The organism is Thermodesulforhabdus norvegica (assembly GCF_900114975.1).
Classification (GTDB): domain Bacteria; phylum Desulfobacterota; class Syntrophobacteria; order Syntrophobacterales; family Thermodesulforhabdaceae; genus Thermodesulforhabdus; species Thermodesulforhabdus norvegica.
This window is the reverse complement of sequence record NZ_FOUU01000003.1, coordinates 176,070-191,985: the sequence shown is the minus strand read 5'-3', so window position 1 is coordinate 191,985 and position 15,916 is coordinate 176,070. Positions and strand designations below refer to the sequence as shown.

Here is a 15,916-nt window from a genome sequence, read left to right as displayed (position 1 = left end):
ATTATTCACAACGCTTACTAACACAGGTTTTCTGAATGCGTCAATCTTTTTTTCCTCTCATGTTCTTAAGAACTTTTCGAGCCGCATCAATTGTGCGGTCCAGGTCCTCATAACTATGGGCCGAACTCACAAAAAAAGCTTCAAACTGGGAAGGAGCCAGATAGATGCCATTTTCTAGCATCCCACGCCAGAAAAGAGCGTAAGCATTAGTGTCACTTTTGATGGCATCTTCAAAGTTTTTCACCGCACCGCTCCGGAAAAAACCGCAACCCATAGACCCCACCCTCTGAAGCACCATCTCAACCCCCGCATCCGACACCGCCTCTCTAAGCCCTTTCTCGAGATAGGCCGACTTCTTTTCCAGGTCTTCATAAAAACCGGGGGTTTCGAGAATCTTCAGGGTCGCAAGACCGGCGGCCATTGCCAGAGGATTTCCGGAAAGTGTTCCCGCCTGATAGACCTTCCCCGAAGGAGCAACTTCCCTCATTATTTCAGACCTGCCCCCGTAAGCCCCGACAGGGAGACCTCCTCCGATAATCTTCCCCAGACAGGTTATGTCGGGCATAACGTTGTAATACCGCTGTGCTCCACCCGGAGATAAACGAAAACCCGTTATTACTTCGTCGAATATTAAAAGAGCGCTCCACCTGTCGCAAAGATTTCTCAATCCCTCCAAAAACCCCTTTTCCGGTGGAACGACTCCCATATTACCGGCAACGGGTTCAACGATGACCGCGGCTATCTCCTTTCCCATCTCATCGAATACCTTTTCCACTGCCGACAGGTTATTATAGGGAAGCGACACGGTATGGGTGACGATTTCTTCCGGTACCCCGGGACTTCCGGGAATTCCCAGCGTGACCACTCCCGATCCGGAGCTGACCAGAAGACAGTCACTGTGACCGTGGTAACAACCTCCGAACTTCACAATTTTCTTCCTGCCTGTAACTGCTCTGGCAAGGCGAAGAGCACTCATCGTGGCTTCTGTGCCGGAGTTGACAAATCTTACCATCTCCACCGACGGAACCATTTTCACAACCTGTTCGGCCATATCCACTTCAAGCTTTGTGGGAATACCGTAGGACGTGCCCCGCTCTGCAACATCTTTAATCGCCGAGACCACAGCAGGATGAGCATGGCCGAGTATAAGCGGTCCCCAGGAACAGACGTAGTCAACGTATCGATTGCCGTCTTCGTCCCAGATATAAGCACCCGAAGCACTGCTTACAAAAACGGGAATGCTTCCCACGGCCTTTCCGGATCTTACCGGGCTGTTTACACCACCGGGCATAACAGAGCAGGCCCTTTCGTAAAGCTCTTTCGATTTCTCCACGGTCACCTTTCTACTCCTCCCCTTTCAAACGGGTTATTTCACTATGATAAGCCGAAACCAGCTCATCAAGCCCAAACATTCCCTCAAATTCACCGGCATCATTTATCACCGGAAGTCTGTAATAGCCGGATTTCAGAAATTTTATCAGCACCTGATCCAGGCTCTCGTCCCATCTTATGAAAACCGGATCCGACATCAGTTCCCCTACCACGACCAGATCGGACAGGACGTCTTCCTCCAGAACCACTCCCCGTATTCTCGGAAGCGCCAGTATCCCCTTCAAGCGGAATGACTGATCCACAACGGGAAAGAAGGTTTCGTCGGTTCTGGCCATCAACCGTTTCAGCTCGCCCAGGGTCATATCGATAGGAAGCATCGTCACGGACCGGTCGGTGGGACAGACATCTCTTACCGTGAGCCCTTGCAGAACGTTAACCACCGCCTCGGCCCTGTGAGCAGGCGAAGCGAATTTGTTAAGCACCTGTTTTTCGTAAAGGTGCCATTTTTGAGAAAGGATCATCGTGATGGTCGAGGCGAATATCAGCGGAACCAGCAGACCGTAACCCTGGGTCATCTCACTTACCATCATAAGTGCTCCAAGAGGCGCTTTGGCAACCCCGGCAAAAAAAGCACCCATACCCACCAGGGCAAATGCCCCGGGATGGCTTACGACACCGGGAAAAAGGATATTGCCCAGATGCCCCACGGCACCACCGATCATGGCGCCTATGTAAAGTGAAGGGCCGAAGACACCACCGCTCCCTCCTGACGATATGGTAAAAGAGGTTGCCATAATTTTCATGAAGGCCAGGGCAAACATCAGAGAAACACTTAACTGACCGTAAAGAGCCTGCTGTATTGTGCCGTAACCCCCGCTGAGGACCTGAGGAAACCCGAGTCCTATGAGTCCCACGACCAGACCGCCCAATGCCGGCTTAAAATGATTTTTTAACGGCAAAGGCCGAAAAAAACGGTCTCTGAGGCCGTAAAAAAACTTTACGTAGAGAAATCCGAAGGGAACACATATCAGTGCAAGCATCGCATACAAAAGAAGCTCCTTCGGGTTGGTAAACCTAACATGGGGAATATCAAAGATGGGCTGAAATCCGAATGCCGTGGTAAAAAGTGAATAGGCCACCACGGAAGATATGACGCAGGGAACTATTGCTTCGGACTCAAAATCCTCACGGTAGAGAACTTCAACGGCCGTGAGCGCTCCGCCAATAGGCGCACGAAATATTGCGCCCAGTCCACCGGCACATCCCGCCAGAAGCATTATTCTTCGGTCCCGGGCGCTAAGGTTCAAAACCTGGGCAAGCCAGGATCCAAAACCGGATCCTATCTGAGCTATCGGGCCTTCACGACCGGCGCTACCCCCTGTTGCCAGCGTTACAATTGATGCAAGGCTTTTTACATAGGGCACCCGCCATCTGACCAGGCCCTTACGGTTGTGGAAGGCATCGATCATGGCATCGGTACCGTGACCCTCCGCTTCAGGAGCCCAGGTATAGACGATGAAGCCCGAAATCAACCCGCCTATTGCAGGAAGCAACACCATGAGCCACCTTCGGAATTCGGTAGAAACCTCCCTGCGTACGAGATGCTCCCCCGCAGGATGAGTCAACTTAAATCCCGCCAGGTACTCAAAACAAAAAAACTTGCCCCATTCCAGACAGACGAAAAAGAAGGCGGCTCCGAGGGCGCTCACAACACCGATAATGCTACCGTAAACAATCCACTTGACGCTTCGTCTGGATTCAAGCTTTCGGGCAATCGCCACAATTACCGACATCTGTCTCAAGCCTCCGAAAGACCCCCTTCTTTTGTAGAAGCATCCAGAGGTTCAATAGTGTATTGTTCTACATGAAAGTCGGGTTCTCCTTTAAGATAGATCCTGCCCATTAAGGCCTCTTCGGCTTCCTCAAAGGCCTGACGCTCATCGTCGTAGAAAAGAGCCACAACGTCCGGATGAGCTCTTATAAGGACCTTCCTTCCCAAAAGCTCTTTCCTCTCTCTTTCAAGAGCTCTGAGTATTTCGTGGCAGACCGTCTGCCGGGACTTCACGTAACCCGTACCATCACAGTAAGGGCAGGGCTCCTGCAGAAGCCTCGCAAGGCTTTCACGGGTTCGTTTTCGCGTCATTTCCACCAGGCCAAAATCTGACATTCTCAGAACCTTGGTTTTACTTCGATCCTTCTTGACGGCCTCAACAAGAGCCTGAAATACCCTTTCCCTGTCCGCACCCTTTTCCATGTCGATAAAGTCTATGATTATTATCCCACCGATATTTCTCAGCCGCAGTTGATAGGCTATCTCCTTGACGGCCTCGAGATTTGTTTTCAATATGGTTTCATCAAAGTTCCTCTTTCCCACATAGCGGCCCGTGTTGACATCTATCGCCGTTAGGGCCTCCGTGGTTTCTATCACTATGTAACCGCCTGATTTCAACCACACCTTCTTGTTCAGGGCACGCTGAATTTCCACATCTATGCCGTAGGCTTCGAAAATGGGACGGCTTCCGTTGTAGAGCTCAACGCTGTACTTCAGAGAGGGCATAAAAGAATCCACAAAGCGAATAATTCTGTTGTATTCCCGTTCGGAATCCACCACCACCCGCTCGACTTCCCGGGTGAAAAGATCTCTAACCGCCCTGAGAACAATATCCAGTTCTCTATGCACGAGAGAAGGAACGGGCGAGGCAGCCGCCCTCTTTTGAATTCCCTCCCAGAGTTTTAGAAGAAACTCCATTTCTGCCTTAAGTTTCTCTCTGTCGGCCCCCTCCGCGGCAGTCCTGACTATGAAGCCGTATTCCGGAGGCTTCATGGAACGAACCATTTCACGAAGATTTTCCCTTTCCGTTTCATCCTCTATTCTCCGGGAGACTCCAACGTGCCTGACCATGGGCATCAGCACGAGATGCCTCCCCGGAATTGTCAGGTGCGTCGTGACCCTTGCTCCTTTGTTTCCCAGAGGCTCCTTGGAAATTTGCACGAGAATTTCCTGACCTTCTCTAAGGCGATCTTCTATCGGAACACAGGAGGGCCTTTCCCTATCAAAACCGGTCTCAAGAGAAACCCCTTCATCCTTGTCCACCCCGTTTTCCATCTCATCGACAAAGGCGTCCATGAAGACTTCGTCCGGAGTGAAACACACATCCCCTACGTAGAGAAAGGCCGCCTTAGGAAGGCCGATATCAACAAAGGCCGATTGCATACCGGGCAGAATCTTTACCACCCGTCCCTTATAGATGTTGCCGACAATGGTCTTATCGGACCTTCGCTCAATGTAGAACTCTGCAACGTGACCATCTTCAACGAGAGCCACCCGGGTTTCGTAAGATGCTGCATTGATAATCAGTTCACAAGGCATTGAACACCTCGTGAGTCAACTCTCTCGGTCTCTCATAACCAACTTTGACCATTCTCAATTCCGCTATCCTTTCTTCGTCAATACCTGCATGTCTGAGAATATGTTGCGGCCTGACGATAAGTCCTTCCTTCGTTCTAAGGCCAACCAGAATAGAATTTTTCCCGGTAAATTCCATAACCATCATCACATCCTTCAACAACACCTTTCTGATACCCTTCGCCTTGGGCACCTCAAGGATATCGTTATCTGACAGGCTATTCAGCCACCGTGACAGCGTAAGAACCTCTTCATCTCCAAGCCCTTCAACCCGATACCACATCTCCTCGGGGATATGTATGGTCGGTTTTCCCTGCACTTCGCACACCCGTGCAATTTCTACAGAGCCCGGCAGTTCCGAATTCCATCTCTTAAGAATCTCCTCAGGATCCATCTTATGCGTCAGAGCCAGGTAGCCGGTTTCACAGAGGCTTTCCATGCCCACGGGTACTGCATCCACAAAGGATATCCTGGGATGGGGGTGAAATCCTTTAGAATAGGCGAGTGGAATAGCCGCTCTACGGGCCGCTCGTGCCAGCAATCGCTGAAGGTCCGTTTGAGAAAAGAAACGGGCGAGATCCGTTTTTACATAGTAAAATCGATACCAGAATTCCCCGACTTCACCATCAAGGTGCATTCGCTCTTTTTCGTACTTCCTTTCAAGTTCAAGCTTCAGGGAATCGTTACCCCAGATCACCGGCTTTATCTCCCTGAAATCACAAACACCGCAACCGGTACAGCCCCGATAACGACAGTCACCGGTATACTCGCCGGAGAGCGCCTTTCCGTATTCTTCGAAAATGTATTGTTTATCCACAAGGGTTGATAAATGGTCCCAGGGTAACACTTCTTCAAAGGCGATGCTTCTCAGGGCGTATTCTCCGGGCGATATGCCGAAATCTGCCGCAGCTTCGTACCAGATGTTTTCCCTGAACTGCTCTGTCCATCCATCCATGCGAGCGCCTTTTTCCCAGGCCCTTAAAATTACGTCGAAAAGACGCCTGTCACCTCGTGCCATAACGGCTTCCCAGAAACTCTGCCCCGGATCGTGCCACTTAAGGGTAACCCCTCTAAAGCGCCTCAGACGATCCTTAAGATAGGCCAATTTTTCGGCAATGACCTCTCTGGAAGCCTGACCGCACCACTGAAAAGGAGTATGAGGCTTGGGAACAAAGGTGGAAACGGATACGTTTAATCTTGCCCGGTGGGGTTTCCCGAGTTTCCAGAGTTCCCGACAGAGAGACACAATGCCCTCAAGATCATCCTCTCTTTCTGCAGGCAGGCCTATCATAAAGTAGAGCTTTAACAGCTTCCATCCCGATTTGAAAACCTTCTCCGCCGTAGTCATCAGCTCATCTGTGCTGATATCTTTGTTTATAACCCTTCTGAGCCTTTCGCTACCGGCTTCGGGAGCCAGAGTAAACCCCGTTTTCCTTACCCTTTTGATCGCCCCGATCATTTCTTCCGTAAGGGTTCCAACTCTAAGGGATGGCAGAGAAACGGCCGTACGGTATTTCTCCAGCATTTTCGTAATAAGGGGCAGGAGAACCTGTATTGCCGAATAATCGCCTGTACTCAAAGAAAGAAGAGATGCTTCCTCATATCCGGTTTTCTCAACCCCCCTTAACACTCTCTCGATCACCCTACCCGGGCTCAACTCTCTTACGGGGCGATAGATATATCCTGCCTGACAGAACCTGCACCCTCTCGTACAGCCTCTGGCAATTTCCACCGTGAGCCTGTCATGGACAATTCCCATAACGGGAATGATGTCCCCTTCTGCATCGATGGATCCACCGTCGAGATCCGCGACAATCCTTTTGCTTACACCGGTATAGTCGGGGAATAAAGGTTTTATATCGGCCAGGCGACCGGCAGGAGAGTAAACAGGCGAGAAAAAAGCCGGCACATAGACTCCCGGTATTGAGCGGGCCTCTTCAAGGAAACCCCGGCGCGTTCCCCCCTCTTTTTTCCACTTCCTGTAGAGTTCCACCAGTTCAACAACGACCTCTTCCCCCTCACCGATAACCATCAAATCAAACACCTCGGCTACCGGTTCCGCATGAAAAACGCAGCTACCTCCGGCAACCACCAGGGGATCTCTTTCGCTTCGCTCGGCCGCCCGTAGAGGTATACCGGAAAGATCAAGCACGGTAAGTATGTTCGTATAGCTGAGTTCGTACTGAAGGCTAAACCCCACAAAGTCAAAAGAGGAAAGCGGAGCCCTTTGTTCTATCGAAAGGAGGGGATCCTTACGACTTCTTAAATACCTTTCCATATCAGGCCAGGGCGTATAGGCACGATCGGCCAGAACACCCTCAAGAGAGTTCAGCCTGTGGTAGATGATACGAAGCCCGAGATGGCTGAGTCCCACTTCATACACGTCGGGGAAAACGAGTACCCAACGAACGCTGGCATCACCCCAGCGTTTTTTACAGAAGGAGTACTCCATCCCCACATATCTACCCGGTTTTTCAACCTTCAGCAGATCCATTATCTTCACCGACTGTACTGGAATCGACCGGCATACTTTATGAGACTCCAGAAGTTAAAAGGCCTCAGAAAGGCGTCGCCAATGACCAGATCCATCCTGCCACCCCCATACAAACCCATAACACAGCCATCGCAATATCCATCGGGGATATTTTAAAAGACACCACCCGGGGTATCTTTCCCCTGTAACCCCGGGCAACCATGGCGTCGTGAATGCGCTGTGTTCGTTCATAACTTCTGATAAATATCATGGCCAGAAAATTTCCCGAAATTCTAAAGGTCCTCAAATCGCTACGCGGTCTAAATCCCCTTAACAACATTGCCCGGTACATCCGAAGAGCCTCATCTTTAAACACAAAAATATACCGATAAGCCAAAAGCAGTATCTGTGCAACGCTTTCGGGAACTCCGATGGATTTAAGGGCAAGTATGGTTACCGCATAGGGAGATGTGTCGATCATAATGGGCATGACGGACACGACTATCAGTGCTTTAAGAGAGATCCTTGCCGAAATAACCAGGGCATCCCGGTTCAGCACAAAGGGGTCAAGGGGTTCTAAAATCACCCTGACGGAAGATCCTTCATGCGGCGACAGGACTACGAGAAAAAAGCTCAGGAAAAAAAGAAAAGGCACTACCGCGGTTAGCCTTTTTAAGAGAATTTCTCCGGGGATACGGGTTATAAAAAACAGAAGGAGCGTAAAGAGAAGCTCGGCCAGAAGCACCCGAAGGTCGTCGGTTATGACCACAAAAAACGTAAAAATAACCAAAGAGATTATCTTGCAGCGGGCATCCCAGCGGGAAAAAAAGGTTTTTCCGGCGATTAAACCTGCCGGCGGAATTGCCCTGTCAGTGATAAGGTCTGTCGTACCGCCGTTTTCCGTTCGCCTTTTAAAAAGAACATATCGGAAGCCCGCCAAAAACAGAGGTAAAATAACAAAACCCGCCCAGCACCAAAAAGGGATGACCATTGTTTTCATCTCAGCAACAATTCCGGATAGGATCAGCTTTAAAGCACAACCAGTTCCTCGGGCGATATATTCATAGATACCGCGCCATGGTCGTTTATCAAGTAGGTATTTTCTATCCCCACCACACCCACACCGGGGACAACGAACTTTGGCTCAAAGGCAACGGTCATACCGGCTTCTATGACCGTTTTCTGATTTCGGGCAATAAAAGGAACTTCATCCACCTCTATGCCTATCCCGTGTCCTATGAAGACAACCCTGTTCTGTCCGTATCCCATAAAATAAGGGGCCAGATCCGTAGCGGAAACTCGCTTCATGATCTCATCATAAAGCCCACCACCTGTGGTTCCCGGCAGGGCTTTTCTCCTGAAAAGCTCGTGCAGTTCAAGGGACAAATCAAAGGCTCGGCGGAGTATATCGGGCGGCTTACCAAGCGAGAAGTTTCTCGTCTGGTCATTGAGGTACCCGTGATTGTTTATCATCGTATCGATGCTGACGACTTCATTACTCCCGATCTTTCGAGACGTTGATCCCTGCGAAAAGGCCGGGCTCACCCCCGCTCCCCCCGTGGGAAAGTCTCCGTATGAAGGAAGCGAGGCTTCGCCGCCGCTCAGTATGTGACCAAAGTACATTTCAAGACGCCGGTTTCTGACCCTTATTATTCCCAGGTTCCCCTTAAGTCGCGCTTCATACTCAAGGGTCGCAGACAGCTGCCATTCGTCCATCCCCGGAGCAATAATTTCCCGGGCTTTTTCATAAACCCAATGACCTATACGAGCAGCTCCTCTCATAAGCTCTAATTCTTCCCCGCTTTTTTTCGAACGAACTTTCCTGATACAGGAGCTTACGTCCACAATTTCCGCTCCCTTCAAAAGACGACGAATCTTCTCATACTCAAGGACACTCATTACATCCAGCGCCATGCCCACAGATCGGGGGGGTTGACCGCAAGCCCTGAGCAGAAAATCCCTCAGGTCACCACTTCTCCTCAAAGGTTCTACCGATTTCAGAGGCGTTTCTTTCTTCGCGCGATCGACATTTCTTTTCAGGGCAAACAGAGGATCACCTTCGGAGCCTATTATTATGAAGCCATCTTGAATGGTTCCCGAAAAGTAGAAAACGTCGGCAAGATGATGGATAACGGTTACCTCACAGGGCACGCTTTCGTCTTTCAAAAGCCTCCGAAACCCCTCGATGCGCCTTTCAATTTCTGCCGTTTCAAAGAGCATACCCGGACCTCTTGCTCATCTTATTTCGGAAGCAACACGTTCCACACTGTAAATATCCCTTTCTCCTTTCAGCGTAATCATGACCCTCTTCAAATGCTCCTGATCCTTAACCGCAACGGTTATCAGGCCTTCGTGCAGACCGTCCGGGAGTGGCTTTACCTGAAGGGCTCTCATTTCCGCATCCATTTGCGAAAGAGTAGAACTGATTCCGGCAAGAATACCCTTCTTATTGGCAAAGACCAGCCTGAGCGAAGCAGAATAAAGATCTTCTGAACTCGTGTCCCATTCAACATCAATCAATCTTTCCGGCTCGGCATTGGCAATGTTTTTACAGGACCTCCTGTGGACACTTACACCCCGTCCTCTGGTCACATAGCCAACTATAGGCTCACCCGGGAGAGGCGTACAGCAACGGGCAAAGCGGGTCAAGACGCTTCCTCCGCCAACCACACGGACTCCGTCGCCTTTTTCCTTCCTCCTGCCGGGAACTTCTGCTTCGCCGATAGATTGATCTTCTACCTTTGTCGAGACCTGCCCACTTTCGGGAAGGAGCCTTCCCAGAACCTGCCCCGGGCTTATCTTTTTAAAACCGACGCTGGCCAGGAGATCGTCTACAGATTTCAGGGAAAAAGCCCTGGCCACCTCAAGCAACTCAGGGGAATTCACATATTCATTGAAATTCACCCCTTTTTTTCTGAACTCCTTCTCACAGAGCTCCCGACCGATAGCTATGGCCTGTTCCTGTTCGGCCATATTAATCCAGTGTCTGATTCGGTTTCTGGCCTTGGAAGTCTTTACAAATTGCAGCCAGTCCTTACTGGGTCTCTGATTCTTGGAAGTTATAATTTCTACGGTATCACCGCTCTGGAGCTCGTACTTAAGGGGAACTATTTTCCCGTTTACCCGGGCACCGATACACCTGTGGCCCACCTCCGTGTGAATAAGGTAGGCGAAATCGACAGGGGTTGATCCTTTAGGCAGAACTTTTATGTCGCCCTGAGGCGTAAAAACATAGACTTCGTCGGGAAAGAGATCCAGACTGATGGACCTGAAAACCTCGCCGGGATCCCTGAGCCTATCCTTCCACTCAAGAATCTGACGAAGCCACGTGTACTTCTGAATCTCTTCCACCTTCGTCGGATCGAAGGGGCGGCCTTCCTTGTAGAGCCAGTGGGCGGCAATGCCCTCGTTGGCTATCCTGTCCATTTCTTCGGTCCTTATCTGGACTTCCATGGGGTAGCCAAGAGGCCCCTTTACCGTCGTGTGGAGAGACTGATAACGATTGGGTTTGGGCCTGAGTATGAAATCTTTGTATCTTCCGGGCAGAGGCTCCCACATCGAGTGAATTATGCTTAGCACCTCATAACAATCCTTCACACTCTTTACGATGACACGAAAGGCTATCAAGTCGTACACCCGATTTATGTCTATGTTTTGCCCTTTTATCTTTTTGTAAATGCTGTAAATGTGCTTCGGCCTGCCCAGTATTCTGGCTTCTATCTGGTTTTCTCCAAGAACCCTTTCGAGTATCTCTTTCACCCGCTGTATGTAAAGATTGCGTTCCTCTTCGGTCTGTTTAAGGGCATTTTCTATGGCGTAATATTCCTCGGGATTAAGAATCATCAGTGACCGATTTTCCAGCTCTTTTTTCATCCATTCTATACCCAGACGGGCCGCAAGAGGGGCATAAATATCGAGAGTTTCTCTTGCCAGATCCAGCGGATCAAAGACCTCTTTAAGATCCTGGCGTTCCGTTAGCATCTGCATTCTGTGAAGCCGATCTGCCAGCTTTACGAGAATTACCCTGATATCCTTAGCCACTGCCAGGATCATTTTTCGGAGATATTCTGCCTGCTGTTCTTCTTTTTTGCTGTAATTCAGACGGTTAAGGCGATCGACTCCTTCTACTATTGTGGCCACCCTGTCCCCGAGATGCTGTTTGATTGTTTCTTTGGTCACTCCGTTAACGGCAAGGATGTTGTGGAGAATGCCTGAGGCGATAGCTTCTTCGTCCAGATGCATCCCGGCAAGAATGGAAGCAACGGCAAGTTCGTGGAGCATAAAATGCGACTTTAGGGGGGAAGGCGACTTTCTGTAAGCCCGAGCCGCCAGAACATAGGCTTTTTCGACCAGTCTTATGTTCGCATCGGGGTAATATGAGCGAATCCGGTCAATTATGTCGAAAAACATCACGTCCTGCACAGCGGTTCTCCCGTAAGTTCTTCTATTTCCCGGAGCAGCGCGTAAAGCAGTTCAGCTTCAGCAATCTTTTTTACAACCCTTCCCTTTTTAAAAATGATACCCTTTCCTCGCCCGCCGGCAATCCCCACATCGGCTTCTCTTGCCTCCCCGGGCCCGTTAACCACGCAACCCATAACGGCTACTTTCAGAGGTTTTTTTATCGTGGCGGTTCTTTTTTCTATTTCACAGGCGAGGGTCAAAACATCTATCTCGGTACGACCGCAGGTCGGGCAACTGATCACCTCCACACCGCGCTCCCTAAGTCCCAGTGAACGAAGAATTCCGTAGGCTATGGGCATTTCTTCTTCAGGAGGTCCCGTAATGGAGACCCTTATCGTGTCCCCAATTCCGTGGTAAAGAAGGACACCGAGGCCCACGGCAGACTTTACCGCTCCCTGCACCAGTGTACCGGCTTCGGTAACTCCCAGATGAAGCGGATAGTCCACTTTTTCGGAAAGAAGCATGTAAGCCCGTATGGTATCCATAACGCTGGAAGACTTTATGGATATCTTGATGAGGTTAAAACCTTCGTCTTCCAGGATTCTCACATTTCTTAAGGCGCTTTCAACGAGAGCTTCCGGCGAAGGCCGACCATATCGGGCCAGGATATCCTTCTCCAGCGAGCCGCTGTTTACCCCCACTCTGATGGGAACACGGCGATCCAGGGCTTCCTTTACCACACGCCTGATCTTTTCCCTTCCGCCAATGTTTCCGGGATTGAGGCGAAGGCCGTCAACCCCGGCTCTGAGGGCGGCAAGGGCAAGACGATAATCAAAGTGAATGTCCGCAATGAGAGGTATGGAAATGGCCTTTTTAATGCGCTCCAGAGTCGATGCGGCATCCATGTCCGGCACCGCAACTCTTACAACCTCGCACCCCCGGGCTTCCAGTCTCCGGATCTGAGACACCGTGGCATCAAAATCTCTCGTGTCGGTGTTCGTCATGGATTGAACGACTACGGGAGCATCTCCCCCGATTGCCACACTACCCACATAAATTTTTTTTGTTCTTCTACTGCCGATTCTGCTATGAATCATTGGCATTGTCTCCCGGAACCAAATAAATTTATCGCAGCCGATGCCCGTGAGGGGCATGAACATTAGCATATAGGAGCATGAGCATGAACACAACGCCAAGTAGAAAGATCTCCGTGCTTTTCTGTGCTTCTGAGGCAACCCCTTTTGTAAAGAGTGGAGGACTGGGAGATGTAGTCGGAAGCCTGCCCAAAGCCTTAAAAAAATTAGGATGCGACGTCAGAATATTCATCCCTCTTTACAGATCCATTCGAGACAACTTCTCGCAGATCCGGCCTCTGGAAGACAAAATTTTCATACCCGTCGGAATACACCACTACACAGGTCACCTATGGGAAACCTTAACCCCGGACGGCATTATCGCCTACCTTCTGGAAAAAGACGAGTTCTTCGACAGGACATACCTTTACGGAAACCCGGACCCCACAAGAGGCGACTATGAAGACAATGCCGAAAGGTTCATCTTTTTCAGCAGAGCAGTTTATTCGCTCTGCCTTCACACAAAGTGGATCCCCGACATACTCCACATACATGACTGGCAGGCCGCATTGGTCGCGGCCTATCTTGTACATCACTGGCGTAGAGACCCATCCTTCCAGACCGTAAAATCGGTTCTTACAATTCATAACCTGGCCTTCCAGGGAATCTTCCCCGGTTCCTATTATGGCATGACTCATCTCCCGACAGAATTCTTCAACATGGAAGGGATGGAGTACTGGGGACAGTGTAATTTTCTAAAAGCCGGGATAGTCTGCTCCGACTTCATAACAACTGTAAGCCCTACCTACATGAAGCAAATCCAGACTCCGGAATACGGCCACGGGCTCGACGGAGTCCTTAAAAATCGAAGCGACAGACTCAAGGGAATCCTTAACGGAATAGACAACGAAGTATGGAACCCCTCTCAGGATCCTTACCTACCTGCCCCCTTCGACAGTGACAACCTCCAGGGAAAAAGGATTTGTAAAAAGCACCTCTTAAAGAAAATAGGGCTCCCGATCGATCAGATCGAACGACCCTTGTTTGCAACCATTGGCAGGATGACGCATCAAAAGGGTTACGACCTGATCCACGCCGTAGCTCCAAGAATATTCGAGCAAGGCGGCACAATGGTCGTACTGGGCACCGGAGATCCCCATCTGGCTTCGCTCTTTAGAGAACTCAGGAACGCTTATCCCGACCAGTGTTCGGTTCATTTCGACTTCGACGAACCGCTGGCACACCTCATTGAAGCCGGCGCAGACATCTTTCTCATGCCTTCCAGATTTGAACCCTGCGGACTCAATCAGATGTACAGCCTGAGGTACGGCACGGTGCCAGTGGTTCACGCAACGGGCGGCCTCGAAGATTCCGTCATCGACGTAAGAGAAAACCCTCAGGAAGGCACGGGATTTAAATTCCGCAAATATTCGGCAGAAGAATTCTGGAATGCCCTAAAGGATGCACTTGCCTTTTATGAAAAGCCGGAAAAATGGCAGCAGATACAGAAACGGGGAATGAAAAAGGATTTTTCCTGGGACAGGTCTGCCCGGGAATATCTTGACGTCTATCGGAAAGTGCTGGAGTAATCAGAACTTTGATAAAACTCTAAAATAAGTCATCGGGCTTTCATTTTGAGACGGCCCGGTTTTGTGCTATAGGTAAAAAGCGCCAGCTAAAGGCAGGGCGGAAGTTTAAAGGATTACCAGATCAAGAGGGAGGTTTCTGATGGAACGCACACTGTCCATTATCAAGCCGGATGCTGTATCAAAGGGCGTGATGGGAAAAATCATTGACAGATTCGAACGCGAAGGACTCAAAATCGTGGCAATGAAAATGGTAAAGCTTACCAAAGAGGAAGCCAAAGCGTTCTACTCGGTACACAGGGATAAGCCTTTTTTTGACAGCCTTACGGACTTTATGTCTTCCGGCCCTGTCGTCGTTATGGTCCTTGAAGGAGAAAAGGCAATAGAAAGAAACCGTGAAATAATGGGCGCAACGAACCCGAAAGATGCGGCTCCCGGAACTTTAAGGCACCAGTTTGCAACGGACGTTGAGAAGAATGCCGTTCACGGCTCCGATGCACCGGAGACGGCACAGCGGGAAATAGCCTTTTTCTTCAGCGAGCAGGAACTTGTAAGGCTTACATGAGACGAAACCCATGAAAAGGGCAACGATCTTTAAGATAATTGTCGCACTGATTTTAATCGGCCCGGTCAGGGCCCAGCAGTTAGGAACGCCCATAACCGTGCCTTATTTTGAACCGCCGCGACACATGGATCTCTGCGGAGAACCCGTTCCTCTTCATCGCCAGGATGTAATGGAAAGATTCGATAGGGAATTCACAATTGTGGTTTATGCGCACGCTCAGGTCTATCTGTGGCTCAAACGAGCAGAAAGGTATTTCCCCTGGCTGGAAAGACAACTCCGGGAAAAAGGCCTCCCGGAGGATCTAAAATACGTGGCGGTAGCGGAGAGCGATCTTCTGCATGAGGCGAGATCTCCTGCCGGAGCCGCAGGACAATGGCAGTTTATCGAACCTACGGGAAAACGCTACGGCTTACGCGTGGATTCCCTGGTTGACGAAAGATACGACTATCAGAAATCCGCACTCCGGGCGATGAACTACCTCAAAGACCTCTATGAGCAGTTCAACAGCTGGGCTCTTGCTCTTGCGGCTTATAATTGTGGAGAAGATCTGGTCGCCCGAAGCATCCAGGAACAGGGCGTATCAAGCTACTATGATCTGGTATTGCCAAAGGAGACGGAAAGGTATGTTTTCAGAATACTGGCGATTAAAGAAGTTTTAAGCCATCCGGAAAAGTACGGATATTTTCTGCCGCCGGGAAAAGGTTACCCGCCTCTTGAATTTGACGACGTAAGCGTTAATCTTGACACCTATGTTCCCGTTGTAGAAGTCGCCCGTGCTGCAGGAGTTTCTCTGAGAGAATTCAAAAGGCTCAATCCCTCCTTCAGGGCAAAAGAAATACCGCCCGGCTACTATGTGATACGCGTACCTCATGGAACCGGACCGCAGTTTAAAACGGCCCTTTCCGAACTGGAAAGACGCTATAAAACCAAGATTGTTTATCACGTAGTAAAAAGGGGCGAGACTCTTTCTTCAATAGCCCGCCGCTACGGAGTCTCGGTCTATGCGTTGAAGAAGTGGAATAACATCAAAGGTGATTTAATAACAGTCGGGCAAAAATTGAAGATAAAAAGGTAAGAAAG

General features: G+C 49.9%; 11 protein-coding genes. 3 read left to right on the top strand and 8 right to left on the bottom strand.

What is annotated here, in order from left to right:
* Nucleotides 1-40: 40 nt before the first annotated feature.
* The 8 genes from hemL to ispG form a co-directional block, all read right to left on the bottom strand.
* On the bottom strand, nucleotides 41-1,339 hold the full coding sequence (gene hemL, locus BM091_RS06910; protein ID WP_093394523.1) for a glutamate-1-semialdehyde 2,1-aminomutase: 1,299 nt from the start codon (nucleotides 1,337-1,339) through the stop codon (nucleotides 41-43).
* Between the two features lie 4 nt (nucleotides 1,340-1,343).
* Nucleotides 1,344-3,125, bottom strand: a complete 1,782-nt coding sequence (locus tag BM091_RS06905) for a chloride channel protein (RefSeq protein WP_093394522.1) — start codon at nucleotides 3,123-3,125, stop codon at nucleotides 1,344-1,346.
* A 5-nt stretch (nucleotides 3,126-3,130) separates the two neighbouring features.
* Nucleotides 3,131-4,702, bottom strand: a complete 1,572-nt coding sequence (locus BM091_RS06900) for an Rne/Rng family ribonuclease (RefSeq protein ID WP_093394521.1) — start codon at nucleotides 4,700-4,702, stop codon at nucleotides 3,131-3,133.
* A complete protein-coding gene (locus tag BM091_RS06895) occupies nucleotides 4,692-7,232 on the bottom strand; it encodes a TIGR03960 family B12-binding radical SAM protein (RefSeq protein ID WP_093394519.1) in 2,541 nt (846 codons plus the stop codon). The genes BM091_RS06900 and BM091_RS06895 overlap by 11 nt, the downstream gene beginning before the upstream one ends.
* A 64-nt stretch (nucleotides 7,233-7,296) precedes the next feature.
* Nucleotides 7,297-8,202 carry a cobalt ECF transporter T component CbiQ gene (gene cbiQ / locus BM091_RS06890; RefSeq protein ID WP_177193561.1) on the bottom strand — a complete coding sequence of 302 codons (906 nt, stop codon included), beginning with the start codon at nucleotides 8,200-8,202 and terminating at the stop codon, nucleotides 7,297-7,299.
* Nucleotides 8,203-8,240: 38 nt separating this feature from the next.
* On the bottom strand, nucleotides 8,241-9,431 hold the full coding sequence (locus BM091_RS06885) for a M24 family metallopeptidase (protein ID WP_093394516.1): 1,191 nt from the start codon (nucleotides 9,429-9,431) through the stop codon (nucleotides 8,241-8,243).
* A gap of 15 nt (nucleotides 9,432-9,446) precedes the next feature.
* Entirely contained in the window at nucleotides 9,447-11,633 is a 2,187-nt protein-coding gene (locus BM091_RS06880; RefSeq protein ID WP_245735295.1) for a RelA/SpoT family protein, read from the bottom strand.
* Nucleotides 11,621-12,709: a flavodoxin-dependent (E)-4-hydroxy-3-methylbut-2-enyl-diphosphate synthase gene (ispG, locus tag BM091_RS06875; protein ID WP_093394515.1), complete on the bottom strand. Its 1,089-nt coding sequence runs from the start codon at nucleotides 12,707-12,709 to the stop codon at nucleotides 11,621-11,623. The genes BM091_RS06880 and ispG overlap by 13 nt, the downstream gene beginning before the upstream one ends.
* A gap of 83 nt (nucleotides 12,710-12,792) precedes the next feature.
* Here ispG and glgA point away from each other — a divergent pair, with 83 nt between their 5' ends.
* The 3 genes from glgA (at nucleotide 12,793) to BM091_RS14400 (ending at nucleotide 15,911) form a co-directional block, all read left to right on the top strand.
* The gene (gene glgA, locus BM091_RS06870) at nucleotides 12,793-14,274 is read left to right on the top strand and encodes a glycogen synthase GlgA (protein WP_177193560.1); all 1,482 of its coding nucleotides are present in this window, start codon (nucleotides 12,793-12,795) and stop codon (nucleotides 14,272-14,274) included.
* 139 nt (nucleotides 14,275-14,413) lie between these two features.
* Nucleotides 14,414-14,836, top strand: a complete 423-nt coding sequence (ndk, locus tag BM091_RS06865; RefSeq protein WP_093394512.1) for a nucleoside-diphosphate kinase — start codon at nucleotides 14,414-14,416, stop codon at nucleotides 14,834-14,836.
* A 10-nt stretch (nucleotides 14,837-14,846) separates the two neighbouring features.
* Nucleotides 14,847-15,911, top strand: a complete 1,065-nt coding sequence (locus BM091_RS14400) for a lytic transglycosylase domain-containing protein (protein WP_093394511.1) — start codon at nucleotides 14,847-14,849, stop codon at nucleotides 15,909-15,911.
* The last annotated feature ends 5 nt before the right edge of the window (nucleotides 15,912-15,916 follow it).

Coding starts and splice junctions, on each gene's coding strand:
- BM091_RS06905 (WP_093394522.1), bottom strand. CDS start 3,125: ATGTCGGTAATTGTGGCGATTGCCCGAAAGCTTGAATCCAGACGAAGC.
- BM091_RS06900 (WP_093394521.1), bottom strand. CDS start 4,702: ATGCCTTGTGAACTGATTATCAATGCAGCATCTTACGAAACCCGGGTG.
- BM091_RS06895 (WP_093394519.1), bottom strand. CDS start 7,232: ATGGATCTGCTGAAGGTTGAAAAACCGGGTAGATATGTGGGGATGGAG.
- cbiQ (WP_177193561.1), bottom strand. CDS start 8,202: ATGGTCATCCCTTTTTGGTGCTGGGCGGGTTTTGTTATTTTACCTCTG.
- BM091_RS06885 (WP_093394516.1), bottom strand. CDS start 9,431: ATGCTCTTTGAAACGGCAGAAATTGAAAGGCGCATCGAGGGGTTTCGG.
- ispG (WP_093394515.1), bottom strand. CDS start 12,709: ATGATTCATAGCAGAATCGGCAGTAGAAGAACAAAAAAAATTTATGTG.
- glgA (WP_177193560.1), top strand. CDS start 12,793: ATGAACACAACGCCAAGTAGAAAGATCTCCGTGCTTTTCTGTGCTTCT.
- ndk (WP_093394512.1), top strand. CDS start 14,414: ATGGAACGCACACTGTCCATTATCAAGCCGGATGCTGTATCAAAGGGC.
- BM091_RS14400 (WP_093394511.1), top strand. CDS start 14,847: ATGAAAAGGGCAACGATCTTTAAGATAATTGTCGCACTGATTTTAATC.